Below are 23,740 nucleotides of genomic sequence, written 5' to 3'. Positions count from 1 at the left end.
GAGCCAACCTGGAGAACCTGCCTTGAGTCGTGAAACTGACAGTCCGTCCTCCGGGCCCAACGGGCGCGGCGGAGCCGCATACCCCTCGGGCACGCCGCCGTACGGCACCCCCGTGGTGTCCGACGCCGGTGCGGACGCGGGCCGTTCGTCCGCGCAGCCGGAGGAACGCAAGACCGAGACCACGCTGACGACCCGGATCCGCATCAACATCCCGGGTTCGCGGCCGATTCCGCCGGTCGTGATGCGCACGCCCGTCGCGGACGCGGAGGGCAAGGGCGGTGACAGCCCCGACGGCAACGCCCAGGCCGGTGCCGACGCGCAGTCGGCGCCGCCCGCGCCCGCCGTCGGCCACTCCTCGTCCGACACGGGCTCGTTCGAGCTGCCCGCCGAACCCGCGCCCGCCGCGGAGACGAGCAACTGGTTCGCGCCCCGCAAGTCCGGCCCGGGCAAGGGCGGACAGGGCGGCGGCTCCACGAACGGCGCGGGTCTGCCCGGCGGTTCCGCCGCCGGGACGGGCGCGCCCACGGGTGCCCCCGCCGGCGCGACGGGCCCGGGCGCCGGAACCGGTGCCGGTGCGCCCGGCGGCGCGCGGCCGGGCAACGGACGTCCCGGTGGTGTGGTCGGCTCCATGAGCGTGCCGGGCGGTTCACGTCCCGGCGGCACCAACGGCGCCGGGATCCCCGGTGGCGCCACCGGCGGTCCCGTGGCTCCGGGTCACGGCGGCGGCACGGGCTCCTTCGACGTCACCGAGGCACTCGCCGCGGGTCCGCTGGGCAACGGCCCACGCCCGGGCCAGCAGGGACAGCCGGGCCAGCCGCCGGTGCAGGGACAGGGGCCGGGCGCGGCACAGGGGCCGGGGCAGGGCGTCGGCGGTGCCGAGCCGCGTCGCGACAACCTGCCGTACTTCTCCGACAACGGCCAGCAGGGCCAGCACAACCAGCAGGGCCAGCACGCCCAGAACGGCTTCGGCGCGCCGAACGGCACGCACGGGCAGGGCCCCCAGGGCGGTCTCCCGGCCGGCCCCGGCGGCTCCTACGACTTCAACGGCCCGGACGGACCCGGCGGCCCCGGCGGCCGTGGCGGACCGCAGGGCGGCCCCGCGGGCCCGACCGGCGGTCCGGTCACGGGCGACGGCCCGATCGTGCCCCCGGTGGGCGGCGGCGCCCCGCACGGCGTTCCCGGCGCTCCGGGTGTGTCCCGCCCGCCCGGCGCCCCCGGTGGGCCCGGCGCGCCCGGCGGCCCGAACGGCCGTGGCGGTCCGGGTGGTCCGGGTGCCCTCGGCGGCCAGGCAGGTCCCGGCGGCCAGGCAGGTCCCGGCGGTCCGCGGGCCGTCGACGCCGCCCCCGGCACCGGTCGTCTCCCCGGCGGTGGCCTGAGCGACGACACCGCGATCCTCACCCCGCAGAAGCACGTCCCGGAACCCGGCGCGGGCGGCTACGGCGGCCGTCCCGTCGACAACGTCTCCGGGCACACCGTCACCAGCGGCATCCCCGTCGTGCCCGGCGGCCAGGCCGGTACCCGCACCGACGGGCCGCTGCCGCACACCCCGCCGAAGGGGCCGGACCCGGCCCCGCAGAGCGCGCCCGCGGGCGACTCCCGGAACGCCAAGAAGAAAAAGAAGAAGGGCCGCAGCAAGCTGCCCCTGCTGGGCGGTCTGGTGGTCGTCGCGGGGATCGGCCTCTACGGCGCCGGCCTGCTGATGAACCACTCCGACGTGCCCAAGGGCACCACCGTGCTCGGCGTCGACGTCGGCGGCGGCACCAGCGACGACGCCGTCAAGAAGCTCGACGACGCCTTCGACAAGCGGGTCACCCAGGCCCTGAAGCTGTCCGTCGACGGCGACACCGTCACGCTGAAGCCGGATCAGGCGGGCCTCCAGTTCGACATGCAGGCCACGGTCGACGACGCCGCCAAGAGCGACTACAACCCGGTCTCCGTGATCGGCTCGCTGTTCGGGCAGCACCGCGAGGTCGAGCCCGCGATGCCGGTCGACGAGGAGAAGCTCCAGGCGGCCCTCGCCACCGCCGCGGGCGGCTCCGGCTCGGCCACCGACGGCACGATCAAGTTCGAGTCCGGCAAGGCCGTCGCCGTCTACGGCAAGGCGGGCAAGGGCATCGACGCGGCGCAGGCCGAGGAGGCCGTCGTCGCGGCCTACCGGGCGCAGGTGGAGACCGGCACGACCACCGCGGTGAAGGTCCCGACGACCGACAAGAAGCCGACGATCTCCGACGCCGAGGTCGACCGGATGATGAAGGAGTTCGCCGAACCGGCGATGTCCGGCAAGGTCACCGTCATGACCGACGCCGCGCACACGGTCTCCTTCAGCCCGAAGAACTCCCTGTGGAAGTTCCTCCAGGTCAAGGCGGTCAACGGCAAGCTCGTCGAGAGCTACGACCAGGCCGCGCTGACCGAGCTCTACGGCGGCACCTTCAACGGTGTGCTGATCACCCGCGGCACCGGCCAGAAGACGGCCGTCACGGTCCAGGACGTCATCAGCGCCCTGCGCCCGGCCCTGAAGAGCGAGACGGAGCGGACCGGGGTCATCGACACCGACCCGAGCTGACCCGAGTTCACCGGAGTTCACCCGACGGAAGTGCCGCATGACATCTGTCATGCGGCACTGAGGACGGCCGACACTGCCGCCCACCCGGCCCCCGGGGCGACGATGACTGTCATGACGACGACAGCACCGGTGGTCGGGTTCGACCAGGTGAGCAAGAGTTTCGGGGACGTGCGGGCCGTGGACGGCCTGACGCTCGCGCTGCGCCCCGGGGAGACCGTGGCACTGCTGGGGCCCAACGGGGCGGGCAAGTCGACCACCCTCGATCTGCTCCTCGGCCTCAAGCAGCCCGACAACGGCACGGTCCGCGTCTTCGGCACCGGCCCGCGCGAGGCGATCGTCGCCGGCCGGGTCGGCGCGATGCTCCAGAGCGGCGGCCTGATGGACGAGGTCACGGTCGCCGAACTGGTCGCGCTGGCCTGCGGACTGCACCCCAGGCCGTACCGGGCCGCCGATGTGCTGGCCCGCGCGGGCATCGCCCAGATCGCCGACCGCAAGGTCGACAAGCTCTCCGGCGGCCAGGCCCAGCGGGTCCGGTTCGCCCTCGCCACCGCCGGCGACAGCGACCTCATCGTGCTGGACGAGCCCACCACCGGCATGGACGTCACCACCCGGCAGGCGTTCTGGGCCACCATGCGCGAGCAGGCCGACCAGGGCCGCACGGTCCTGTTCGCCACCCACTACCTCGAAGAGGCCGACGCCATAGCCGACCGGGTGCTGGTGCTGCACCGGGGCCGGCTCCTCGCCGACGGCACGGCGGCCGAGATCAAGGCCAAGGCGGGGGCGCGCAGGATCGCCTTCGACCTGGAGGACGGGTTCGACGAGGCCGCCCTGCGCGCCCTGCCGTTCCTCACCACCCTCACGGTGTCCCACAGCGGCTCCGCCGCGGCGTCGGGCCGGACCGTGCGCATCCAGTCCACCGACGCGGACGCCACCGTGCACGCCGTCTACGGCCTCGGCCTCTACCCGCGCAACCTCGAAGTCGCCGGGCTCGGCCTGGAGCAGGCCTTCGTCGCCCTCACCACCGCCGAGGAGGCGAAGTCCAAGTGAACGGCCTGATCAAGCTGGAACTCACCCGCGCCCTGCGCAACCGCAAGTTCCTGTTCTTCTCGGTGATCTACCCGTCGGTCCTGTTCCTGCTCATCGCGGGCAGCGCCGACAGCACGGAGAGGGTCGACGGCACGGGCCTGACCCTGCCGACCTACATGATGGTCTCGATGGCCTCCTTCGGCGCCCTCACCGCCGTCCTGATGGGCAACAGCGAGCGCATCGCCAAGGAGCGCCAGAGCGGCTGGGTGCGGCAGCTGCGCCTGACCACGCTCCCCGGCCGCGGCTACGTCCTCGCGAAGACGGCGAGCGCCGCCGTGGTCAGCCTGCCCTCCATCGTCGTCGTGTTCGCCGTCGCCGCGGCCGTGAAGGGCGTACGCCTGGACGCCTGGCAGTGGGGCGCCCTCACCGGCGCGATCTGGGCCGGCAGCCTGGTCTTCGCCGCCCTGGGCGTGGCGATCGGCTACCTCGCGAGCGGGGACGCGGTCCGCCCGATCACGATGATCACCTACTTCGGCCTGTCGATCCTCGGCGGTCTGTGGATGCCGACGACGACCTTCCCGACCTGGCTCCAGGACATAGCCAAGTGGGTGCCGACGCACGCGTACGCTGCCCTGGGGCAGTCCATCGAACAGAGTCAGGCCCCGCATGCCAAGGACATCGTCATCCTGGCCGTCTTCTTCGCCCTGTTCACGGGCGGTGCGGCCTGGCTGTACCGGAAGGACACGCTGAAGGCGTGAGCGTCATGACGGACGACCTGCTGACCGAGAAGGCCCGGCGGGGGTCACCGATCGCGCTGGGCGAGACCGCCCGCACCCCGCGCGAACTGTGGCGGCGCAAGCTGCTGTGGATCGGCGTCTGGCTGGTGTTCCTCAGCTCGCCGGTCCACGACCTCGTCTCCGGCGGCCACACCACCGGCGGCACGGTGGCCGGCTGGCTGGGCCTGGCGGTGTTCGTCACCGTCTACCTGTCGCTGCTCTTCCGCGACATGGGGGCCGCGCCCTACCCCGACGCGCTCGTCGCCGCCCTGATCGGCTCCATGGCGGTGCTCGCCACCGTCCTGTGCCTCACCCTCGGCTCCGCCTGGCTCGGCCTGTACTGCTACGTCTCCGTGGCCTGCGGGATGGTGCTCCCGCTGCGGGTGGCGTTCTGGACGATCCCGGGCACGGCCGCCGTGATGCTCCTCGTCGGCCTGCGCACCGACGAGGAGGAGGCGCTGAACCTCGTCCTGCTGGTGCTGCTCATCGGCTTCGCGATGACCGGCGTGAGCCAACTGGTCCGCACGACGGTGGAGTTGCGCAAGGCCCGCGCGACGGTCGCCCAGCTCGCCGCCAACGAGGAACGGCTGCGCCTGGCCAGGGACCTGCACGACCTGCTGGGCCACTCGCTCTCCCTGATCACCCTCAAGAGCGAGCTGGCCGGCCGGATGCTCCCCGGCCACCCCGACAAGGCCGCCCAACAGGTCGCCGACATCGAACAGGTCAGCCGCCAGGCCCTGGTGGACGTCCGGGAGGCCGTCACCGGCTACCGGCGCCCCCGCCTCGCCGCCGAACTCGCGGGCTCGCAGGTCGCGTTGACGGCGGCCGGCATCACCGCCGTGATCCCCGCCGAACCGGACCTCGACGGCGTCCCCGAGGAGAGCGAGTCCGCCCTCGCCTGGACCCTGCGCGAGGCGATCACCAACGTCGTACGGCACAGCGGCGGCGCCCGCTGCACGGTGGACCTGGTGCGACGGCAGACCCTGGACGGTCCCGTCCTCGAACTCTCCGTCGAGGACGACGGCTCCGGCGGCTCCGGCAAGGGCCCCGGCAACGGCCTCACCGGCCTCACCGAACGCCTGGAGAAGGCCGGCGGCACCCTGGAGGCGGGCCGCGTCAAGCGCGGCTTCCGGCTGACCGCCCGGGTCCCGGCCGGCCCGGTGCCGGACATAGGATCCCGCTCATGAGTGGTGGCATGATCAAGGTCCTGCTGGCCGAGGACCAGTCGATGGTCCGCGAGGCCCTGGCGGCTCTGCTCGGGCTCGAGGACGACATCGAGGTGGTCGCCCAGGTGGCGCGCGGCGACGAGGTCCTCGCGGCCGCCCGCGCCCACGACGTCGACGTGGCCCTCCTCGACATCGAGATGCCGGGCGCGACGGGCATCGAGGCCGCCGCGCAACTCCACAAGGAACTACCGGGGTTGAAGCTGGTCGTGCTCACGACCTTCGGCCGCCCCGGCTATCTGCGCAGCGCCATGGAGGCCGGCGCCGACGCGTTCCTCGTCAAGGACGCGCCCGCGGCGCAACTCGCGGCGGCGGTCCGCAAGGTCCTGGCGGGTGAGCGGGTCATCGACCCCACGCTCGCGGCGGCGGCCCTGGCGGGCGGCGCCAACCCCCTCACCGACCGTGAACGAGAGGTCCTGCGCGCGGCGGCCGACGGCTCGACGAACGCGGAACTGGCGGCCGCCCTGCACCTGTCCCAGGGCACGGTCCGCAACTACCTCTCGACGGCGATACAGAAACTGGCGGTACGCAACAGGGCGGAGGCGGTGCGGACCGCGCGGGAGAAGGGCTGGCTGTGAGGGGCGGCGCCCCGACGGGCCGGCGACGGGCCTTCCACGGGCCTCAGTTCAGCATGGCCCGCGCGGCGAACGCCTCCTTGCGCACCTGCTCCGCGGCCCGCTCGTCCACGACCTCCACCAGCCCCGCGTACTCCTCCAGCTCGTCCGCCCCGCCGACGAAGTCCCCGCGCTGAACCAGCAACTGCCCCTTCTCGTACCGCAACCGGGCCGGATGGGAGGGCACGGCCAACGCCAGCTCCACGGCCCACAGTGCGACATCCGACCGCTCCGGCCGGGCCATGGCCCACGACCGGATGTTGTTCAGGATCCGCATCACGACGTCCAACGGCTCCGCCGGGATCAGCATCGACGGCTCAAGCCGCGCCCCCGTCGCCCCGGTGACCAGCGACTCCGCGTCGTCGCCGGACAGGATCCGCCCCCCGTCGAAGGGATCGACGAGCACCTGCCGCTCGAGGTCCGCGGGCGGCCCGAGCCCCACCACGAAGTGCCCCGGCAGCGCGACCCCGTACACCGGCGCGCCGGCCCGTCGCGCCACCTCCACCCACACCACGGACAGCAGGATCGGCAGGCCCCGCCGTCGTACCAGCACCCGATGCAGCAGCGACGACTCCAGCCGCTCGTAGTCCGCGGCCGCACCGCGGAACCCGTACCGCTCGCCGAGCAGCTCCCGCAGCGCCACCGCCCACGCCCGCGGCCCGCCGGGCCGGTACGGCAGCTGCCCCGCCAGCCGGTCCAGCTCGATCTGCGCGGCGTCCAGTGCGGCCTCGTCCAGCTCCGGGTCCGGCTGCGCGCCGATCAGCAGGCACAGCAGCGCCAGATCGGGCCGCTCGGCCCGAGCCTCCTCGGCGAACCGCCGCCGCGCCTCCCCGGCCTCGAATCCGCTCACGAAGGCTCCCGATAATGGTGGTACGCGTGATGCGCGGCGAAGCCCATCCCGGCGTACAGCGCACGCGCCCCCGTGTTCTCCTCCTCCACCTGGAGCCAGGCCGCCGACGCGCCCTCCTCCAGCGCCCGCCCGGCGAGCGCGGCCATCACCACGGTGGCCAGCCCCCGCCGCCGCTGCGCCGGATCGACCTCGACCGCCGCGAACCCGGCCCACCGCCCGTCCACGACACACCGCCCGATGGCGGCGGGAGCCCCGCCGGACTCCCCGGGCACGGACGCGAACCACACCGAAGGACCGCTCTCCAGCACCTTCAGGGCCACCTCGCTCACCCCCTTGCGCTGATACCGGGCCAGCCACGCCTCGTCGGCCTCCCGGGCCAGGACCACCCCCTCAGCCTCCGCCCGGTCGGCGAGGGGCGCCAGTGCCCCGATCCACAACTCGGCGGTCACCTCACGCGCCCACCCGTGCCGCTCCAGCTCCGCGCACAGCAGCTCCTGGGTGCCCTCGGCCCCCGTCGCGGTCTGCACATAGGCGGGCAGCCCGCGCTCGCCGTACCAACGCCGTACGACGTCCAGGGCCTCGTCGAGCGGGACGCCCGGCGTGCCGAGCGGCAGCACCGAGTTGGCCCGGCGCGTGAACCCGGCGGCGGCCCGCAGCTCCCACTCGCCGAGCCGCGCGCTCTCCAGCGGACGCCAGGACCGGGCGGCGACCTGTGCGAGCTCCTCGTAGCCGGCGGCCGGACCCCGGCGGCGGGCCGGGGCGGCCGGTACGACCTTTCCGGCGACCAGCGAGGACGCGTCAATGCGGACGCTCTCGCCGCTCTTCCGTGTGATCACGAGCACACCGGCGTCCCATGATGTGAGAACACCTACCGTGTCGGTGAATTTCCCCCCGGCGGTACCCGCCTCGGTCAGGCATCGCACGGAGACACGTTTGCCCACGTCAGCAGTGGTGATGCGGACCTCGAGGCGTCCGGCGGCCGAGATTTCCACAGGTCAGTTCACCCCTCCTGTTCGGATCATGCCCAAGAACGGAGATACTAGAGGCGGGCATCGACGACGCCGCGCTCCCGCGCGCCAGGCGGCGGAGCCTGAGGAGGCCCGCCAGCGCCCTATCGAGGAGGAACGACAGCGTGACCTACGTCATCGCGCAGCCTTGTGTCGACGTCAAGGACAAGGCGTGCATCGAAGAGTGCCCGGTCGACTGCATCTACGAGGGCCAGCGGTCCTTGTACATCCACCCGGACGAATGCGTCGACTGCGGCGCCTGTGAGCCGGTCTGCCCGGTCGAGGCGATCTTCTACGAGGACGACACTCCAGAGGAGTGGAAGGACTACTACAAGGCGAACGTCGAGTTCTTCGACGAGCTCGGCTCGCCCGGCGGAGCCAGCAAGCTGGGGCTGATCGAGCGCGACCACCCCTTCGTCGCCGCGCTGCCGCCGCAGAACCAGTAAAAGCGGCCCGCACCTCGTGCCGCCTCGGTCCCGTACGGTCTGATCGCCTCTGATCGCCGTGCGGGGCCGAGGCGTTTGCCGTATGGGGCAGCTGCCGTACCAGAAAGTGAGCCAGAAGCCGTGTCCGCAGTCTCCGACCGTCTCCCCACCTTCCCCTGGGACAAGCTGGCGCCGTACAAGGCGACGGCCGCGGCCCACCCGGACGGCATCGTCGACCTTTCCGTCGGCACCCCCGTCGACCCGGTCCCCGAGCTGATCCAGAAGGCCCTGATCGACGCGGCCGACTCACCCGGCTACCCGACGGTCTGGGGCACGCCCGAGCTGCGCGACGCGATCACCGGTTGGGTGGAGCGCCGGCTCGGCGCCCGCGGCGTGACCCACCGGCACGTGCTGCCGATCGTCGGCTCCAAGGAACTGGTCGCCTGGCTCCCCACCCAGCTGGGCCTCGGCCCCGGCGACCGGGTCGCCTACCCGCGCCTGGCCTACCCGACCTACGAGGTCGGCGCCCGCCTGGCCCGTGCCGGGTACGAGGTCTACGACGACCCCACGGACCTGGACCCGGAGGGGCTGAAGCTCCTCTGGCTCAACTCGCCGTCCAACCCCACGGGCGAGGTGCTCTCCAAGGACGAGCTGACCCGGATCGTGGCCTGGGCCCGCGAGCACGGCGTGCTGATCTTCTCCGACGAGTGCTACCTGGAGCTGGGCTGGGAGGCGGACCCGGTCTCGGTCCTCCACCCGGACGTCAACGGCGGCTCGTACGAGGGCATCGTCTCGGTCCACTCCCTGTCGAAGCGCTCGAACCTGGCGGGCTACCGGGCGGCCTTCCTGGCGGGCGATCCGGCCGTCCTGGCCCCGCTCCTGGAGATCCGCAAGCACGGCGGCATGATGACGTCGGCGACCACGCAGGCGGCGGCCGTGGCGGCCCTCGGCGACGACGCCCACGTCCGTGAGCAGCGCGAACGCTACGCCGCCCGCCGCACCGCGCTGCGCGAGGCGCTGCTCTCCCACGGCTTCCGCATCGAACACAGCGAGGCCAGCCTGTACCTCTGGGCCACCCGCGACGAGTCCTGCTGGACCACCGTCGCCCACCTGGCGGACCTGGGCATCCTGGTGGCCCCCGGCGACTTCTACGGCGAGGCGGGCGAGAACTTCGTCCGCGTGGCCCTGACGGCGACGGACGAGCGGATCGCCACGGCGGTCGCGAGGCTCGCCCGCTAGGACGGGCCCCCGCGCCCGCCCCTGCGGGCCGCGAACGACGAGACGGGGCCCAGGGAGCACCCTGGACCCCGTCACCGGCTGGAGGGCCGCAGGCGTCAGCCGAGCGGCAGACCCTTCACCGGCAGGGTCTCGGCGCCGGGCAGCCCGCCCTTGGTGAGCGAGTCCGTCGGCAGTCCGCCCTTGGTGGCGGTCGAGGCGGTGTCCCCGAGGAGGCCCCCGGCGGAGCCCGCCGCCTCGCCGGCCGTCTTCTGTGCCGCCGGCGCCGCCTTCTTCACGGCCTTGCCGCCGGTCTTGCCCGCGGCCGGCACCGCCTGCGTGACGGCCTTGCCACCGGTCTCACCCGCGAGCCCGGTGACGTTCTGTGTCGCGCCGTCGACCGTGTTGCCGACGCCCGCCGCGTCCAGGGCGGTGAGTCCGCCGAGGTTCGGGGTGGCGGGAAGGCTGGGGGCCGCACTGGCGGAGCCGGCCACACCGACCCCGGCGGCCGCTCCCGCAGCGACAAGCAGCGCGGCACGGGCGATCCGGCGGGTCAGGGGGAGGGACATGATGCTCCTTCGACGGGAGAGAACAAGGACTGTCTGTGCTGCTGTGACTGTCTGTCCGGGCCCGGACGCAGTGACTACCGCTCGAAGCCCACGAAGGTTGCGCACGGCCGACGTAAAGAGTTGGCAATGCGTCGCATTATCGCCTGCGGATAAAAACGGGCAAAAACCGCCCGATGTGAAAGTCCGTCAAACCCCTGAAGCCCTTTGTCCGCAAGGGATTCGTCGGATGCGGGGGTGACGGCGCGAAAACCTGAGCACCCGGCCGCCCGAACGGCCCGTACATGACCCGACCGAGTGAAGACCCGTACTACTGAGCGGTGACGATCCGTACGCTCCCGGTACCGCCGCCCGCCCCCGCGACCCCGGCGGCCTCCGCGCTCGTCGAGCCGGTCGCGCGCCACCGGCTGTCGGTGTTCCCGGAGACCCACTCCCGGCCCGCGTACGAGACCCGCTCGATACGCAGCGCCGAGGCGTTGGCCACCGCCCAGTGCGCCAGCTGCCAGCCGCGCTCGCCGACACTGCGCCCACCGGCGGTGGTGTCCTCGGCCACGGGCAGCGTGACGGTCCGCCCACTGCTCTCGGCGGCCGGCGCGGCCGGGTCCGCAGAGGGAGTGGACGAGCTGTCCCGCGCGCCGACCTCCGCGCTCGCCTGCTGGAGCGCGTTCCGCCCGAAGTCGCGGACCAGCGCCGCCCGCACCGCGTCCGGGCCGGTCGCCGTCGGCGTGGCGGCCGAGCGGCCGTTGCAGGTCAGCGTGGCCGCCGCCGTCCCGGTCAGCGCCGCGGCCAGCACCGTGGCGTCCGGCTCGTGCTTGGCGTACGCCTCCGGATAGCCGCTGCGCTGCACGCGCTGCGCGGCGACGGTGAGCGGGAGCTCGGTGTAGTCGCGGACCTTCGCGAGGTGCTCGTAGAAGGTGTTCGCCGCGTACGCCGGGTCCGTGACCTGCTTCTCGGTGCCCCAGCCCTGCGAGGGCCGCTGCTGGAACAGACCGAGCGAATCCCGGTCGCCGTGGGTGAGGTTGCGCAGCCCCGACTCCTGGAGGGCGGTCGCGAGCGCGATCGCCACGGCCCGCTCGGGCATCGACCGGTTGGTGCCGACGGCGGCGATCGTGGCCGCGTTCACCGCCTGCTCCGGCGTGAACTCGTACGTCGCCCCGTGCGCGTCGCCGGAGGCGACTCTGCAGCCCGGATCGTCCGTGCCGCCGGTGACGTACTGCACCACGACATAACCCGCGACGGCGGACAGGACCACGCAGGACGCCCCGAAACGGAGGAGGCGGCCGCGGCGCTTGGGGGAGGAGGACGGCTCGGACACGCGTACAAGGTACTGGACGGTACTGAGGAGTAGGAGGCCTGTGAGCACAGCGGGGAAAAGCGGGGCCGTCGGTCGGCGCGTTAGGGTCGACGGCATGGCCGACACCCCGCTTGACCTCACGCTGGACGCCGCCGCACTCACCGCGCGGCTCGTCGACTTCCGTTCGGAGAGCGGCACCGAGAAGCCGCTCGCGGACGCGATCGAGGTCGCCCTGCGCGCGCTGCCCCACCTGACGGTGGACCGGTACGGCAACAACGTGATCGCCCGCACGGACCTGGGCCGCGCGGAGCGCGTGGTCCTCGCCGGCCACATCGACACGGTCCCGATCGCCGACAACGTCCCCTCGCGCCTCGACGAGGACGGGGTCCTGTGGGGCTGCGGCACCTGCGACATGAAGTCCGGGGTGGCGGTCCAGCTGCGCATCGCGGCGACGGTCCCGGCCCCCAACCGCGACCTGAGCTTCGTCTTCTACGACAACGAGGAGGTCGCCGCCGACCTCAACGGCCTCAAGCACGTGGCCGAGCACCGTCCGCAGTGGCTGGCGGGCGACTTCGCGGTGCTGCTGGAGCCCTCCGACGGCCAGGTGGAGGGCGGCTGCCAGGGCACCCTGCGGGTCCTGCTGCGGACGAAGGGCGAGCGGTCCCACTCGGCGCGCAGCTGGATGGGCTCCAACGCCATCCACGCGGCGGCCCCGATCCTGGCCCGGCTGGCCGCCTACGAGCCGCGCTACCCGGTCATCGACGGCCTGGAGTACCGCGAGGGGCTCAACGCGGTCGGCATCACGGGCGGGGTGGCCGGCAACGTCATCCCCGACGAGTGCGTCGTCACCGTCAACTTCCGCTACGCGCCGGACCGGAGCGAGGCCGAGGCCGTCGCCCATGTCCGCGAGGTCTTCGCCGACTGCGGAGTGGCGGAGTTCGTCGTCGACGACCACAGTCCGGCCGCCCTCCCCGGCCTCTCCCACCCGGCCGCGGCGGCCTTCGTCAAGGCGGTCGGCGGCACCCCGATGCCCAAGTACGGCTGGACGGACGTGAGTCGCTTCTCCGCGCTGGGCGTCCCCGCGGTCAACTACGGCCCCGGCAACCCGCACTTGGCGCACAAGCGGGACGAACGCGTGGAGACGGCCAAGATCCTGGCGGGCGAGGAGCGGCTGCGGGCCTGGCTGACCGCCTGAGAGGACGTTCGGCCCGGGGGCGCTTCATGGCGGACACGCCGACGTCCCCCGTCCGTAACCCGCGTAGATCTACGCTGAGGTGGAACAAAGGCAAGCGGAGGGAGCTCACCATGGCTACAGGGAACCCCGAGGGCAAGAAGCAGCCGCCGGACGAACAGCGCCTGGGACCGGTCCTCCGCAGGCGGGACCAGGTGCAGTCGAGTACCACGGACCAGCGGCTGCTGGACGAACGGGCCCCCTCCGACTGGGTTCACACGGACCCCTGGCGGGTCCTGCGGATCCAGTCGGAGTTCATCGAGGGCTTCGGCACCCTCGCCGAACTCCCCGCGGCGATCAGCGTGTTCGGATCCGCCCGCACACCGGTGGGCTCCCCGGAGTACGAGGCGGGCGTACGGCTCGGCGGCGCCCTCGTCGACGCCGGGTGGGCCGTGATCACGGGCGGCGGCCCGGGCGCGATGGAGGCGGCCAACAAGGGCGCGTCCGAAGCGGGCGGCGTCTCGGTGGGCCTCGGCATCGAGCTCCCCTTCGAGCAGGGCCTCAACCCGTACGTCGACATCGGCCTGAACTTCCGTTACTTCTTCGTGCGGAAGATGATGTTCGTGAAGTACGCGCAGGGCTTCGTGGTCCTGCCCGGCGGCCTCGGCACCCTGGACGAACTCTTCGAGGCCCTCACCCTCGTCCAGACCCAGAAGGTCACCCGCTTCCCGATCGTCCTGTTCGGCACGGAGTACTGGGGCGGTCTGATCGACTGGCTGAAGAACACCCTGATCGCCCAGGGCAAGGCCTCCGAGAAGGACCTCCTCCTCTTCCACGTCACGGACGACGTGGAAGAGGCCGTGGCCCTGGTGTCGAAGGAGGCCGGCCGGTAGGTGTTCCGCCCCTGGATTCCCGCCCCTCCGGCATTCGAGGGGCGGGAATCCAGGGGCGGAGTCCCCGGGACGGGACGGGGTAGGGGCGGCGGGGGGCGAGGAGAATCCGGTGGGGGCTAGGCCAGCCCGCGCCGCGCCACCGCCGGCGCCCGGTGCCCCGCGATCGACGCCACCATGTCCAGCACCTGCCGCGTCTCCGCCACCTCGTGCACCCGGTACACCTGCGCCCCCAGCCACGCCGACACGGCGGTGGTCGCCAGGGTCCCGACGACCCGCTCCTTCACCGGCCGGTCCAGCGTCTCGCCCACGAAGTCCTTGTTGGACAGGGACACCAGCACCGGCCACCCCGTCTCCACCATCTCCCCGAGCCGCCGGGTCGCCTCCAGGCTGTGCCGGGTGTTCTTCCCGAAGTCGTGCCCCGGATCGATCATGATCGACTCCCTCGGCACGCCCAGCTCCGCCGCCCGCTCCGCCAGCCCCACGGTCACCCGCAGGATGTCGGCCATGACGTCGTCGTACGTCACCCGGTGCGGACGGGTCCGCGGCTCGGCGCCCCCCGCGTGCGTGCACACCAGCCCCGCCCCGTACCGCGCCGCGACCTCCGCCAGCCGCGGATCGACGCCGCCCCAGGCGTCGTTGAGCACATCGGCCCCCGCCTCGCAGACCGCCTCGCCGACCTCGGCCCGCCAGGTGTCCACGCTGATGATCACGTCCGGGAAGCGGCGCCGCACCTCGGCCACGAAGCCGACGGTCCGCCGGGCCTCCTCCCGCGCGGTGACCTCTTCGCCGGGCCCGGCCTTGACGCCGCCGACGTCGATGATGGCCGCCCCCTCCGCCACCGCCTGCTCCACGCGCGCGAGGGCGGGCTCGTCGAGGAAGGTCGCCCCCTGGTCGTAGAAGGAGTCGGGGGTCCGGTTCACGATCGCCATGATCACCGGCTCGTGCGCGCCGAATTCACGCCTGCCCAGCCTGAGCATGCCCTGTGACCTCTCCTAGTACGTCCTGCACATCCACCGCCTGCGACCCTAACCGTCGGACCCGCATGGCACGATCGGACCCAAGCACATCCACTCCGAGCACACCGAGCGTGGGGACCCACCGATGGTTATGTTCTTGTTCCTGGTCATCGCGCTCGCCGTCGTGGTCGCCGCGGTGACACTCGCCGTCGTGGGCGGCGGCGAGGGCACCGGCCCGCTGCCGGAGGTCGCCCCCGAGCGGCTGCACGACCCGCTGCCCCCGGACCGCCCGGTCGACCGCTCCGACATCGACCACCTCCGCTTCCCGCTGGCCGTCCGCGGCTACCGCATGGCCGACGTGGACGACGCCCTGAACCGCGTCGCCGCCGAACTCGCCGAGCGCGACGCCCGCATCGCCGACCTGGAGTCCGCCCTGGCCGGCGCCAGGACCCCGGCCGGCGGCGGCCAGGTCTCCATGGAGAAGCCGGCCCCGGAGGATCAGCAGTGACCGACGGGAGTGCCCTCGTCGGCGCGGACGGCGCGCTGCGCTGCCCCTGGGCCCTGTCCACGCCGGACTACGTGGCCTACCACGACGAGGAGTGGGGCCGCCCGGTCCACGGCGACGACGCGCTGTTCGAACGCCTCAGCCTGGAGGCCTTCCAGTCCGGCCTGTCCTGGATCACGATCCTGCGCCGCCGCCCCGGCTTCCGCACCGCCTTCGCCGACTTCGAGATCGCCTCGGTCGCCGAATTCACCGACGAGGACCGCACCCGCCTGCTCGCCGACCCGGGCATCATCCGCAACCGCGCCAAGGTCGACGCCACCCTCGCCAACGCGCGCGTGCTGGCCGGCTGGGCGCCCGGTGACCTGGACGAGCTGATCTGGTCGCACGCTCCCGACCCGGCGGGCCGGCCGGTCCCCAAGACCCTGGCCGACGTGCCGGCGGTGACGGAGGAGTCGACGGCCCTGTCGAAGGCCCTGAAGAAGCGGGGCCTGCGCTTCGTGGGCCCGACGACGGCGTACGCGCTGATGCAGGCGTGCGGCCTGGTGGACGACCACCTGGAAGCCTGCGTGAGCCGTCTCGGCCCGTCCCGCCACGTCTGAGGACGAGGCCCACGGGGACGGGGCCCACGGGGACGGGGCCGGGGGCGGGTGGCCCCCGGTCCCGACCGGCGGTCACTTGCCGAGATACCTCGGCTCCTCCTTGTTGACGAAGGCCCGCACCGCGATCGCGTGGTCCTCGGAGGCCCCGGCCCGCGTCTGCAGCTCGTCCTCCCTGTTCAGCGTCTCGGCCAGCGAGTGGGAGGACCCGTACGCCACCGCCTCCTTGATCGCCGCGTACGCCACCGTCGGCCCCTCGGCCAGCATCCGCGCCAGCTGCTCGGCCGCGGTGCGCAGCGAGGCCGCCGGCACGATCCGGTTGGCGATACCCAGCTCGAGCGCCTCCTGGGCCGTGATGCTGCGCGGGAAGAGCAGCAGGTCGGCCGCCCGGCCCGGGCCGATCACCCGGGGCAGGGTCCACGAGACACCGGAGTCGGCGGTGAGCGCGACCCCCGCGAACGAGGTGTTGAAGGACGCGGTGTCGGCCACGACGCGGTAGTCCGCGGCCAGCGCGAAACCGAAGCCGGCGCCGGCGGCGACCCCGTTCACGGCGGCGACCACCGGCTTCGGCGCCTCGGTCAGCGCCCGCACGATCGGGTTGTAGTGCTCCGCGACCGTGCTCATGACCTGCTTCGAGCCTTCGGCCAGCAGCCCGATGTGTTCCTTGAGGTCCTGTCCCACGCAGAACGCCCGCTCGCCGGCGGCGGTCAGCAGTACGGCCCGCACGGCGTCGTCGGCAGCCGCGGACTGGACCGCGTCCCGGAGGGCGACCTTGGTCGCGATGTTCAGCGCGTTCATCGCCTCGGGGCGGTTCAGCGTGATCGTCGCGAGCCCGTCGCTCACCTCGTAGAGCACGGTGTCGGCCATGGCGTTTCCCCTCCGTGTCGCGGCTCCGGCGTACTACTGGTCAGTACGTCAGGTGTACGAGGACAGCATGGCGGAGATCACGGTCCGAGGACCGGACCCGACATGTGACCTGCGTCAAAGAATTCGGGAGGGTTTCCGGTGCGCGGAAGTCCGTGCGGCGGTGCAGTATCGCAGTCACATCGCCGAATTGAGTGGTTTTGCTCGCGCGCGTTGCCCAAGCGATGCCGACTGATGTTGGTCATCGGGTCCTGAGATGCGGGATAATGGCCTGGAAGCAATGTGTTCGATGCCGGTGTCGTGTGTCCCACGCTGGACCGCGGCTGCCCTCCTAGGGCCGTCGGCTTTGGCGATGAGCTGGTTTCAGGAAGGGGAACGAGCATGGCGGCCATGAAGCCGCGAACGGGTGACGGCCCGCTCGAGGTGACCAAGGAGGGGCGGGGCATCGTCATGCGCGTTCCGCTCGAAGGCGGCGGTCGACTCGTCGTCGAGCTGACCCCCGATGAGGCCGACGCGCTCGGCGACGCCCTCAAGAAGGTCGTCGGCTGACGCGCGAGCGACCCTACTCTTTCGACCGCTCCGGCATCCCTCAGGGTGCCGGAGCGGTCGTTTTTGTCAGCTTTCCCGCGGTCCGCCGCGGCCGTACGGCCCGAAAGGCCCAAAGGCCGCCCACGGGTCGGCCGCGCGCCGGGCCGTGCACCTCTGGGTTCAGCGCTTGACCGCGCACAGCAGTCCGTCGCCCACCGGCAGCAGCGACGGCACCAGCTCCTGGCTCTCGCGCACCGCCCGCAGCAGCTCCCGGATCCGTATGACCTCTGTGGGCTGCGGTCCGGAGTCGACGGTGCGGCCGTTGGCGAAGACGCCCTCGAACACGACGAGGCCGCCGGGGCGCAACAGGCGCAACGATTCAGCGAGGTACTCGAGGAGTTCCAGCCGGTCGCCGTCACAGAAGACCAGGTCGTAGCCCGCGTCCGCGAGACGGGGCAGGACGTCGAGCGCGCGACCGGGGATGAACCGGGCCCGGTTGCTGGCGAAGCCGCAGGCGCGGAAGGCCTGCCGGGCGAACTGCTGGTGCTCCGGCTCGGGGTCGACGGTCGTCAGAACGCCGTCCGGGCGCATCCCGTACAGCAGGTGGATCCCGGAGACGCCGGTGCCGGTACCGATCTCCGCGACCGCCTTCGCGTCCACGGTGGCGGCCAGCATCCGCAGCGCGGCGCCCGTGCTGGGCGACACCGAGCGCAGCCCTGCCTCACGTGCCCGGTCACGGGCCCAGTGCAGCGCTTCGTCCTCGGCGGCGTAGGCGTCGGCGAACGCCCAGCTTGCCTGCCGGTTGCCGGTAATGACCCTCTCCTGTCCCCGTGGTTGCCTGGGCGTGACTGTATCCGTTGCCGTCGGGAACCCGCAGATGGGACCGCGCGTTTGAAGGGGTGGGAACGACAGCGGGGGGACACGGTTGGATCACGACGAGGGACCGGGTGTCGAGCAAGTGCTGACGCAGCCGTATGAGCCGTGTCAGCACAGATCAATTTCTCGTAAAACCGCTTATCCGGAGCTAACGGGCGAGGTGGCTATGGTAGGGGCTCCACTGGACATCACCACCAGAGCCGACAGGGGAGGTGCGGCCGCGCCTGTGGATCGGGGAGGAGTGCTGCGGCGCTTTCTCGGGTCGGCGGGCAGGCCCAAATCCGTGAACGACACCGCTGCTGACCACAGCCAGGCCGCCGGCACCGCCGCCGGCCCCGCCCAGACCGCGACCTTCTCCACCGACGCGGACGGGCAGGCGTGGACTCCGCCCACGTGGGAGGAGATCGTCAGTATGCACAGCGGCCGGGTCTACCGGCTCGCCTACCGTCTGACCGGTAACCAGCACGACGCCGAGGACCTCACCCAGGAGGTCTTCGTCCGCGTCTTCCGCTCCCTGTCGACGTACACCCCGGGCACCTTCGAGGGGTGGCTGCACCGCATCACCACCAACCTCTTCCTGGACATGGTCCGCCGAAAGCAGCGCATCCGGTTCGACGCGCTGGGCGACGACGCGGCCGAGCGACTGCCCAGCAAGGAGCCCACCCCTCAGCAGGCCTTCAACGACGCCCACTTCGACGCGGACGTCCAGCAGGCCCTCGACACCCTCGCGCCGGAGTTCCGCGCCGCCGTCGTCCTCTGCGACATCGAAGGCCTGTCCTACGAGGAGATCGCCGCGACCCTGGGCGTCAAGCTGGGCACGGTCCGCTCGCGCATCCACCGCGGCCGTTCGCAGCTGCGCAAGGCTCTCGCGCACCGCTCGCCCGAAGCACGTGCCGAGCGCCGCTCCTTCGTGCCCCGCGTTCCCGCTCTGGGAGGAGGAAGGGGCGCGACCGCGTGAGTGGATCCCGACACAACGCCGCAGAGAGGATGCTCGCGGAGCAGCACCTCGGAGACCGGCTCTCCGCCCTGGTGGACGGCGAACTCGGTCACGACACCCGCGAGCGCGTGCTGGCGCACGTGGCGACCTGCCCGAAGTGCAAGACGGAGGTCGACGCGCAGCGCCGACTGAAGAACGTCTTCGCCGAGGTCGCCCCGCCGGCCCCTTCCGAAAGTTTCCTGGCCCGCCTTCAGGGGCTTCCCGGCGGAGGTGACCCGGACGGCGGCGGTATGCCGCTGGGCGGGGGCGGATTCGGCGACGGAGTCTTCGGAGTGAGCCGACGAGGACGGGACGAGCCGTTCGAGTTCGGCTACGTACCCGCCCACGGCCACGGGTCCGTCCTGTCACCGGCCTCGGACCGGGGTTTCCGCATCCACCCCGTCGGCCGTGGCGACCGCCATGACGCCGACCGTTCGCGCGGTATGCGGTTCGCGTTCGTCGCCGCCGGCGCCGTGTCGCTGGCCGCGATCGCGCTGGGCGGTATGACGACCGTCGCTCCGAGCGACACCACCGCGGACAGCCGCGGAGGCGCGGGTTCCGGGAGCAATGTGACACCGGCCCGCACCCCGGGCACGGGCTCGGCGACCTCACCGGAGAACCAGCGTCGCCGTGCCGTCGGTCCGCTGCTCTCCCAGGACGGCCAGCTCGGCGACACCCCGCTCGCCCCGACCGAGGTGTCCGCACCGCTGCTGCCCGGCGTGCCCTCCCCGGCCGCCCGTGAGCAGGCCCTGCACCGGCTCACCTCGCCCATGGTGGCCGGCGCCGCGGTCATGTCCCCGCTGATACGTCCGCTCGGCACCACCCCGCCGATCACCCTGCCCGCCCTGACCACCGCTCCGGAGGTCACCGGGTCCGGTCTGCTCGCCGCACCCGTCCCCGCCACCACCACCTCGCCTTCCTCGCAGAACACCCGCTGACCCGGGCCCTGCGCCGCGCCGCCACGAACCTGGTTGAATCCAGGGAGGATGCGGGGAGGACCGCGCCCTGCCAGGTGGCGGGGCGCGGAGGCGAAGTTCGCCGGGCCGGTGCCCGAGCGGGCCGCCGGTCGGCGCCGCGGCCCCGGGGGAGCGGGCTCGAGTGGGGGAGAGCATGGACGACGGGAAGCCCGCGAGGGCGAAGTGGTGGAGCCGGCCTCGACCGCAGGCGTCCCCGGGGCGGCAGAGCCCCGCGGACCCGGTCGACGGCACGACGGCGGAGCCGGCCCCCGAGGAGACCATCGGTCGCGAGCCGTCGACCGGGACCGAGGACGAGGGCGAAGGCGACTTCGAACTGGCCCGACCCGCACGGTCGACACCCCCCACCGACGACGGCGACTACGAACTGAGCCGCCCGGCCGCCGCGGCCGCAGAAGCAGTCCCCCCGACACGCCCCGCCCCGTCAACCGACCTTGAGGCTCCTGCGGTCCTCGTGGCACCTGAGGTCTCTGCGGTTCCTGAGGCTCCCGGAGCCCCTGTGGCCCCGGTGGCGCAGACCGGCTCGGAGGCTCAGGCCGGTCCGGCCGACGCGGTCCTCTCCGCCGACGCGGTCCTCTCCGCCGACGTGGCTGTCGCGGAGCCGTCGCCGGTCGTCGACGAGCGGCCCAAGCCTCTCCACGACCCCGACCCCTACAGCACCCCGCCGTACGGCGAACCGGGCCCCTGGGCGCCCGCCCCGCCTGTCCAGCACCCGGCGGCGGCCGCCGCGCCGGCCCCGGCCGCACACGGCGCTGTGCCGGCCCCACCCACGCCCGGCAGGGTGCCGACGACGGTGGAGTCCGGCGGCCCCGTAACGGCCGTAGCGCCCGCCTCGCCCCCCACCTCACCCCCCGTGCTCGCCCCGCCCGCCCCGCCCGCCGTAGGTTCGGCCGGGGGGCAGGTCTCCGTAGCGGATTCCGGCCCCATGCTCCCCGCCGACCCCTGGGGTCGCTACGACCCCTGGGCCGCCAACCCCGTCGTCGGAGCCGGTGGGCCCCTCCAGCACACGGGAGCGGCCGTGCTCACCGAGGATCAGCGGCGCAGGCAGGTGCGCAGGAGGCTGGTCGGGGGAGCGCTGGCCGTCGCGCTGGTCTCCGGTGGGCTCGGCGGAGCCGTGGGCGTCCATCTGGAGCGCAACGGCGGGCTCGACCCCGTAGAGCTGCCGCAGGCCGCCGCGGAGCCCACCGGGCGGTCCGCCGACAGCGTGGCCGGGATCGCCGCCCGCGCCCTGCCCGGGGTCGTCACGCTGCATGTCAGCGGCAGCGAGGAGTCCGGCACCGGCACCGGCTTCGTGCTCGACACGCTCGGCTACATCCTGACCAACAACCACGTCGTCGAGCCCGCCGGGGCCGACGGCGGGATAACCGTCGTCTTCAACGGGGGCCAGACCGCCGAGGCCGAGGTCGTCGGCCGGGACAGCGGCTACGACCTCGCCGTGGTGAGGGTGACCGGGGTGAAGGGGCTGAAGCCCCTCTACCTCGGCAACTCCGACAACGTCCGGGTCGGTGACCCGGTCGTCGCCATCGGTGCCCCGTTCGATCTCGAGGGCACCGTCACCTCCGGCATCATCAGCGCGAAGGAACGGCCCATCACCGCCGGCGGCGGGAGCGGGGACGGGAGCGACGTGTCGTACGTCGACGCCCTCCAGACCGACGCGCCGATCAACCCGGGCAACTCAGGCGGCCCCCTTCTCGACGCCCGGGGCCATGTCATCGGCATCAACTCCGCCATCCGTTCCGCCGAAGACGGCACCGACTCCGGCGGCGCCCGGGCCGGTTCCATCGGCCTGGGTTTCGCCATCCCGGTCAACCAGGGCAAGCGCGTCGCCGAGGAGCTGATCAACACCGGCAGGGCGACCCACCCGGTCATCGGTGTCACGCTCGACCTGGACTACGCGGGGGACGGCGCCCGGGTGGGTGGCGCGGACAGCGGGGCGGGCTCCCCGGTCACCGCGGGCGGGCCCGCCGACCGGGCCGGCGTCCGGGCGGGGGACGTCATCACGGAGGTCGACGGCCGGCGTGTCCACTCCGGCGAGGAGCTGATCGTCAAGACCCGCGCCCACCGTCCCGGCGACCGGCTGGCGCTGACGATCGAGCGGGAAGGCCGGGAGCGCACCCTCACGCTGGTTCTCGGCTCCTCCGGCGGCGGCTGACGCGGCCGGGCCCCGCCCCGGCCCTTTCCCGGGGATTGACAGAAACGTCACAGGTCAGGCCCCGAAACCCGGTCCCACAAGGCAAACAACGCGGAAAACCGGCCGCATACACCTGGTCGGACGCCCCCGGACGGTACCGGTCGGACAGGTGTGACAGGTACCGTGGACCCGGCCCGGACCACGGAAGACCCGAACTTGACCACTGAGGGCCGAGGGCCGAGGGCCGCGGACATCGCAAGGAGCTTCAGGTGTTCAATGACATAGGACCGCTCGAGCTGGTGACGATCGTCGTCCTGGCCGTGCTCGTCTTCGGTCCGGACAAGCTCCCGAAGGTCATCCAGGACGTGATGCGCACCGTCCGGAAGATCCGTGAGTTCTCGGAGAGCGCCAAGGCGGACATCCGCAGCGAACTGGGTCCGGAGTTCAAGGACTTCGAGTTCGAGGACCTCAACCCCAAGACGTTCATCCGCAAGCAGATGGACAACGACGAGCTGGGGCTGAAGGAGATCCGCAACGGCTTCGACCTGAAGAAGGAGATGGCCGAGGTCACGGACGCGGTCCACAGCCGCGACACGGACTCCTCCACCTCGGCGGTCTCTTCGGGTTCGGCGGCGTCCTCGGGAGACGGCCGTCTGGACATGACCAAGAAGCCCGAGGAGCCCGCCAAGGAAGAGCGTCCGCCGTACGACGCGGACGCCACCTGAGCCACTCGCGGTCCCCGATGTGAGGGGGCGCACGCCGCACGCGCCGGGCGGCTTCCCGGCGGCCGGGAGCGGGGTGGCTATGCTGCCTGGTTGTTGTGCGGAGCGGACGAGTACGCCCGAAGGGGGGCGGGCCGGTCGTTCCGTCGAGAACGAGGAGGCGTCCGGGCACATGGAGACGACGAGTCGGGCAGTCGAGCAGACGCCGGCCGCGGAGGGCGGACAACAGGTCCCCTCCGCGCGGCGAACGGTCGACGGCTACTTGGAGGCACCCTTCCCCTGGTACGGCCTCGACGAGGCCTTCACGGGGCCGCGCTGGCTGATGCAGGTGGGTACGGCCGCCGACGGGGCCGTCGAGCACGGTTCCATCGGACACGGCGACGAACCCTCCGTCCGGCACGAGACGGCCGGGGAGGACCGCGGGAAGTTCGCGGTCGTGGTGAGCGTGGCCGCGAACCCCGTACGGCGCAGCCCGGACGGCACGGGCCTGCTGGAGGCCACCTCGGTGTCCTCCGCGGCCTGGCTCGCCGGGGTGGGCCTGCTGACCTTCACCTGGCCGGGCCAGATGGACCACAGCCTGCGCGACGACTGGCTGGACCAGCAGACCGAGACGGCGTGGGTCCTCGCCGACGACCTCGCGGGAGCGGACTGGTCGACGCTGTCCCTGCCGGTCGACGGCGTCCCGACGCCCTTCCACTACCGCGAGTCGGAGTTCGGCTGGGTGCTGGCCGGCTCGACCTCGCAAGGGGTGCACGTGGGGGCGTACGGGAGGGGCATGAGCGCGTACGGCCTCGGTTTCGCCATGATCAAGGACATCGAGACGTACGCCTGACCGGCCGTGGGGCCGCGGGGGGGGGGGGGGGGGGGGGGGGGGGGGCCCCCCCGGGGGGGGGGGCGGGGTGGGGCGGGGGGGGGGGGGGGGGGGGGTTGTTTGGGGGGGGGGGGGGGGGGGGGCCCGGGGGATTGGGGGAGCGGGGGGGGGGGGGATA

The 23,740-nt window shown here is 72.8% G+C and carries 24 protein-coding genes; 17 read left to right on the top strand and 7 right to left on the bottom strand.

Annotated elements, in window-relative coordinates; translation table 11 throughout:
* The first annotated feature begins 22 nt into the window (after positions 1 to 22).
* The 5 genes from ACIRPU_RS28290 (at position 23) to ACIRPU_RS28270 (ending at position 6,166) form a co-directional block, all read left to right on the top strand.
* The gene (locus ACIRPU_RS28290) at positions 23 to 2,563 is read left to right on the top strand and encodes a hypothetical protein (RefSeq protein WP_403872170.1); all 2,541 of its coding nucleotides are present in this window, start codon (positions 23 to 25) and stop codon (positions 2,561 to 2,563) included.
* A 111-nt stretch (positions 2,564 to 2,674) separates the two neighbouring features.
* A complete protein-coding gene (locus ACIRPU_RS28285; protein WP_403872168.1) occupies positions 2,675 to 3,610 on the top strand; it encodes an ABC transporter ATP-binding protein in 936 nt (311 codons plus the stop codon).
* On the top strand, positions 3,607 to 4,347 hold the full coding sequence (locus ACIRPU_RS28280) for an ABC transporter permease (protein ID WP_403872166.1): 741 nt from the start codon (positions 3,607 to 3,609) through the stop codon (positions 4,345 to 4,347). The genes ACIRPU_RS28285 and ACIRPU_RS28280 overlap by 4 nt, the downstream gene beginning before the upstream one ends.
* Before the next feature lie 5 nt (positions 4,348 to 4,352).
* The gene (locus ACIRPU_RS28275; protein WP_403872435.1) at positions 4,353 to 5,552 is read left to right on the top strand and encodes a sensor histidine kinase; all 1,200 of its coding nucleotides are present in this window, start codon (positions 4,353 to 4,355) and stop codon (positions 5,550 to 5,552) included.
* Complete coding sequence (locus ACIRPU_RS28270; RefSeq protein WP_062641497.1) at positions 5,549 to 6,166, top strand: response regulator transcription factor; 618 nt, start codon at positions 5,549 to 5,551, stop codon at positions 6,164 to 6,166. Before ACIRPU_RS28275 ends, ACIRPU_RS28270 begins: the two co-directional genes overlap by 4 nt.
* 43 nt (positions 6,167 to 6,209) lie before the next feature.
* Here the strand turns inward: ACIRPU_RS28270 and ACIRPU_RS28265 are convergent, their stop codons facing one another.
* Positions 6,210 to 7,052, bottom strand: coding sequence for a tetratricopeptide repeat protein (locus ACIRPU_RS28265; protein WP_403872164.1), 843 nt, complete (start codon positions 7,050 to 7,052; stop codon positions 6,210 to 6,212).
* On the bottom strand, positions 7,049 to 8,044 hold the full coding sequence (locus ACIRPU_RS28260; RefSeq protein WP_403872162.1) for a GNAT family N-acetyltransferase: 996 nt from the start codon (positions 8,042 to 8,044) through the stop codon (positions 7,049 to 7,051). Before ACIRPU_RS28260 ends, ACIRPU_RS28265 begins: the two co-directional genes overlap by 4 nt.
* A 140-nt stretch (positions 8,045 to 8,184) precedes the next feature.
* Between ACIRPU_RS28260 and fdxA the strand changes: the two genes are divergently transcribed.
* Together fdxA and ACIRPU_RS28250 are read left to right on the top strand one after the other, a co-directional pair.
* Complete coding sequence (gene fdxA, locus ACIRPU_RS28255) at positions 8,185 to 8,505, top strand: ferredoxin (RefSeq protein ID WP_003973842.1); 321 nt, start codon at positions 8,185 to 8,187, stop codon at positions 8,503 to 8,505.
* A 120-nt stretch (positions 8,506 to 8,625) separates the two neighbouring features.
* Entirely contained in the window at positions 8,626 to 9,723 is a 1,098-nt protein-coding gene (locus ACIRPU_RS28250) for a bifunctional succinyldiaminopimelate transaminase/glutamate-prephenate aminotransferase (protein ID WP_385564831.1), read from the top strand.
* A gap of 95 nt (positions 9,724 to 9,818) precedes the next feature.
* Here ACIRPU_RS28250 and ACIRPU_RS28245 read toward each other — a convergent pair whose 3' ends face one another.
* Both ACIRPU_RS28245 and ACIRPU_RS28240 read right to left on the bottom strand, forming a co-directional pair.
* A complete protein-coding gene (locus ACIRPU_RS28245; RefSeq protein WP_355708967.1) occupies positions 9,819 to 10,268 on the bottom strand; it encodes an ATP-binding protein in 450 nt (149 codons plus the stop codon).
* 307 nt (positions 10,269 to 10,575) lie between these two features.
* Positions 10,576 to 11,580 carry a heavy metal transporter gene (locus tag ACIRPU_RS28240; RefSeq protein ID WP_403872159.1) on the bottom strand — a complete coding sequence of 335 codons (1,005 nt, stop codon included), beginning with the start codon at positions 11,578 to 11,580 and terminating at the stop codon, positions 10,576 to 10,578.
* Between the two features lie 94 nt (positions 11,581 to 11,674).
* Between ACIRPU_RS28240 and dapE the strand changes: the two genes are divergently transcribed.
* Positions 11,675 to 12,754: a succinyl-diaminopimelate desuccinylase gene (dapE, locus tag ACIRPU_RS28235; RefSeq protein ID WP_403872157.1), complete on the top strand. Its 1,080-nt coding sequence runs from the start codon at positions 11,675 to 11,677 to the stop codon at positions 12,752 to 12,754.
* Between the two features lie 110 nt (positions 12,755 to 12,864).
* Positions 12,865 to 13,623, top strand: coding sequence for a TIGR00730 family Rossman fold protein (locus tag ACIRPU_RS28230; protein WP_403872155.1), 759 nt, complete (start codon positions 12,865 to 12,867; stop codon positions 13,621 to 13,623).
* A 116-nt stretch (positions 13,624 to 13,739) separates the two neighbouring features.
* On the opposite strand, the gene folP is transcribed toward ACIRPU_RS28230, so the two are convergent.
* Positions 13,740 to 14,600, bottom strand: a complete 861-nt coding sequence (gene folP / locus ACIRPU_RS28225; protein WP_403872153.1) for a dihydropteroate synthase — start codon at positions 14,598 to 14,600, stop codon at positions 13,740 to 13,742.
* A gap of 130 nt (positions 14,601 to 14,730) precedes the next feature.
* On the opposite strand from folP, the gene ACIRPU_RS28220 reads away from it, so the two are divergent.
* Complete coding sequence (locus ACIRPU_RS28220; protein WP_384124826.1) at positions 14,731 to 15,087, top strand: DivIVA domain-containing protein; 357 nt, start codon at positions 14,731 to 14,733, stop codon at positions 15,085 to 15,087.
* Complete coding sequence (locus ACIRPU_RS28215; RefSeq protein WP_403872151.1) at positions 15,084 to 15,683, top strand: DNA-3-methyladenine glycosylase I; 600 nt, start codon at positions 15,084 to 15,086, stop codon at positions 15,681 to 15,683. Before ACIRPU_RS28220 ends, ACIRPU_RS28215 begins: the two co-directional genes overlap by 4 nt.
* 72 nt (positions 15,684 to 15,755) lie before the next feature.
* Here the strand turns inward: ACIRPU_RS28215 and ACIRPU_RS28210 are convergent, their stop codons facing one another.
* The gene (locus tag ACIRPU_RS28210) at positions 15,756 to 16,547 is read right to left on the bottom strand and encodes an enoyl-CoA hydratase/isomerase family protein (protein ID WP_385564850.1); all 792 of its coding nucleotides are present in this window, start codon (positions 16,545 to 16,547) and stop codon (positions 15,756 to 15,758) included.
* 378 nt (positions 16,548 to 16,925) lie between these two features.
* Between ACIRPU_RS28210 and ACIRPU_RS28205 the strand changes: the two genes are divergently transcribed.
* A complete protein-coding gene (locus ACIRPU_RS28205; RefSeq protein WP_003966491.1) occupies positions 16,926 to 17,093 on the top strand; it encodes a DUF3117 domain-containing protein in 168 nt (55 codons plus the stop codon).
* 159 nt (positions 17,094 to 17,252) lie between these two features.
* Here ACIRPU_RS28205 and ACIRPU_RS28200 read toward each other — a convergent pair whose 3' ends face one another.
* Positions 17,253 to 17,951, bottom strand: coding sequence for an O-methyltransferase (locus ACIRPU_RS28200; RefSeq protein ID WP_355710523.1), 699 nt, complete (start codon positions 17,949 to 17,951; stop codon positions 17,253 to 17,255).
* A 238-nt stretch (positions 17,952 to 18,189) separates the two neighbouring features.
* On the opposite strand from ACIRPU_RS28200, the gene sigE reads away from it, so the two are divergent.
* The 5 genes from sigE to ACIRPU_RS28175 all read left to right on the top strand — a co-directional run bounded on the left by sigE (position 18,190) and on the right by ACIRPU_RS28175 (position 23,583).
* Positions 18,190 to 18,906, top strand: a complete 717-nt coding sequence (gene sigE / locus ACIRPU_RS28195; RefSeq protein WP_355710520.1) for an RNA polymerase sigma factor SigE — start codon at positions 18,190 to 18,192, stop codon at positions 18,904 to 18,906.
* Positions 18,903 to 19,862 (top strand): anti-sigma factor family protein, encoded by a 960-nt coding sequence (locus ACIRPU_RS28190; RefSeq protein WP_403872148.1) that lies wholly within the window; start codon positions 18,903 to 18,905, stop codon positions 19,860 to 19,862. The genes sigE and ACIRPU_RS28190 overlap by 4 nt, the downstream gene beginning before the upstream one ends.
* A gap of 172 nt (positions 19,863 to 20,034) precedes the next feature.
* Positions 20,035 to 22,050 (top strand): trypsin-like peptidase domain-containing protein, encoded by a 2,016-nt coding sequence (locus tag ACIRPU_RS28185; RefSeq protein WP_403872146.1) that lies wholly within the window; start codon positions 20,035 to 20,037, stop codon positions 22,048 to 22,050.
* 248 nt (positions 22,051 to 22,298) lie between these two features.
* Positions 22,299 to 22,754 (top strand): sec-independent translocase, encoded by a 456-nt coding sequence (locus ACIRPU_RS28180; protein WP_403872144.1) that lies wholly within the window; start codon positions 22,299 to 22,301, stop codon positions 22,752 to 22,754.
* Between the two features lie 169 nt (positions 22,755 to 22,923).
* Positions 22,924 to 23,583 carry a hypothetical protein gene (locus ACIRPU_RS28175; RefSeq protein ID WP_355710504.1) on the top strand — a complete coding sequence of 220 codons (660 nt, stop codon included), beginning with the start codon at positions 22,924 to 22,926 and terminating at the stop codon, positions 23,581 to 23,583.
* Positions 23,584 to 23,740: the final 157 nt, after the last annotated feature.

Origin of the sequence: Streptomyces sp. NPDC102259, assembly GCF_044766465.1 — a bacterium.
Classification (GTDB): Bacteria; Actinomycetota; Actinomycetes; order Streptomycetales; family Streptomycetaceae; genus Streptomyces.
Note: the sequence above shows the minus strand (reverse complement) of the source record. Positions and strands in the feature narration are given on the sequence as shown.

Excerpts from the sequence above, each read along its gene's own strand:
- ACIRPU_RS28285 (WP_403872168.1), top strand. The coding sequence starts at position 2,675 with ATGACGACGACAGCACCGGTGGTCGGGTTCGACCAGGTGAGCAAGAGT.
- ACIRPU_RS28205 (WP_003966491.1), top strand. The coding sequence starts at position 16,926 with ATGGCGGCCATGAAGCCGCGAACGGGTGACGGCCCGCTCGAGGTGACC.
- ACIRPU_RS28220 (WP_384124826.1), top strand. The coding sequence starts at position 14,731 with ATGTTCTTGTTCCTGGTCATCGCGCTCGCCGTCGTGGTCGCCGCGGTG.
- ACIRPU_RS28245 (WP_355708967.1), bottom strand. The coding sequence starts at position 10,268 with ATGTCCCTCCCCCTGACCCGCCGGATCGCCCGTGCCGCGCTGCTTGTC.
- ACIRPU_RS28275 (WP_403872435.1), top strand. The coding sequence starts at position 4,353 with ATGACGGACGACCTGCTGACCGAGAAGGCCCGGCGGGGGTCACCGATC.
- ACIRPU_RS28230 (WP_403872155.1), top strand. The coding sequence starts at position 12,865 with ATGGCTACAGGGAACCCCGAGGGCAAGAAGCAGCCGCCGGACGAACAG.
- ACIRPU_RS28175 (WP_355710504.1), top strand. The coding sequence starts at position 22,924 with ATGGAGACGACGAGTCGGGCAGTCGAGCAGACGCCGGCCGCGGAGGGC.
- ACIRPU_RS28185 (WP_403872146.1), top strand. The coding sequence starts at position 20,035 with ATGGACGACGGGAAGCCCGCGAGGGCGAAGTGGTGGAGCCGGCCTCGA.
- ACIRPU_RS28210 (WP_385564850.1), bottom strand. The coding sequence starts at position 16,547 with ATGGCCGACACCGTGCTCTACGAGGTGAGCGACGGGCTCGCGACGATC.
- dapE (WP_403872157.1), top strand. The coding sequence starts at position 11,675 with ATGGCCGACACCCCGCTTGACCTCACGCTGGACGCCGCCGCACTCACC.
- ACIRPU_RS28270 (WP_062641497.1), top strand. The coding sequence starts at position 5,549 with ATGAGTGGTGGCATGATCAAGGTCCTGCTGGCCGAGGACCAGTCGATG.
- folP (WP_403872153.1), bottom strand. The coding sequence starts at position 14,600 with ATGCTCAGGCTGGGCAGGCGTGAATTCGGCGCGCACGAGCCGGTGATC.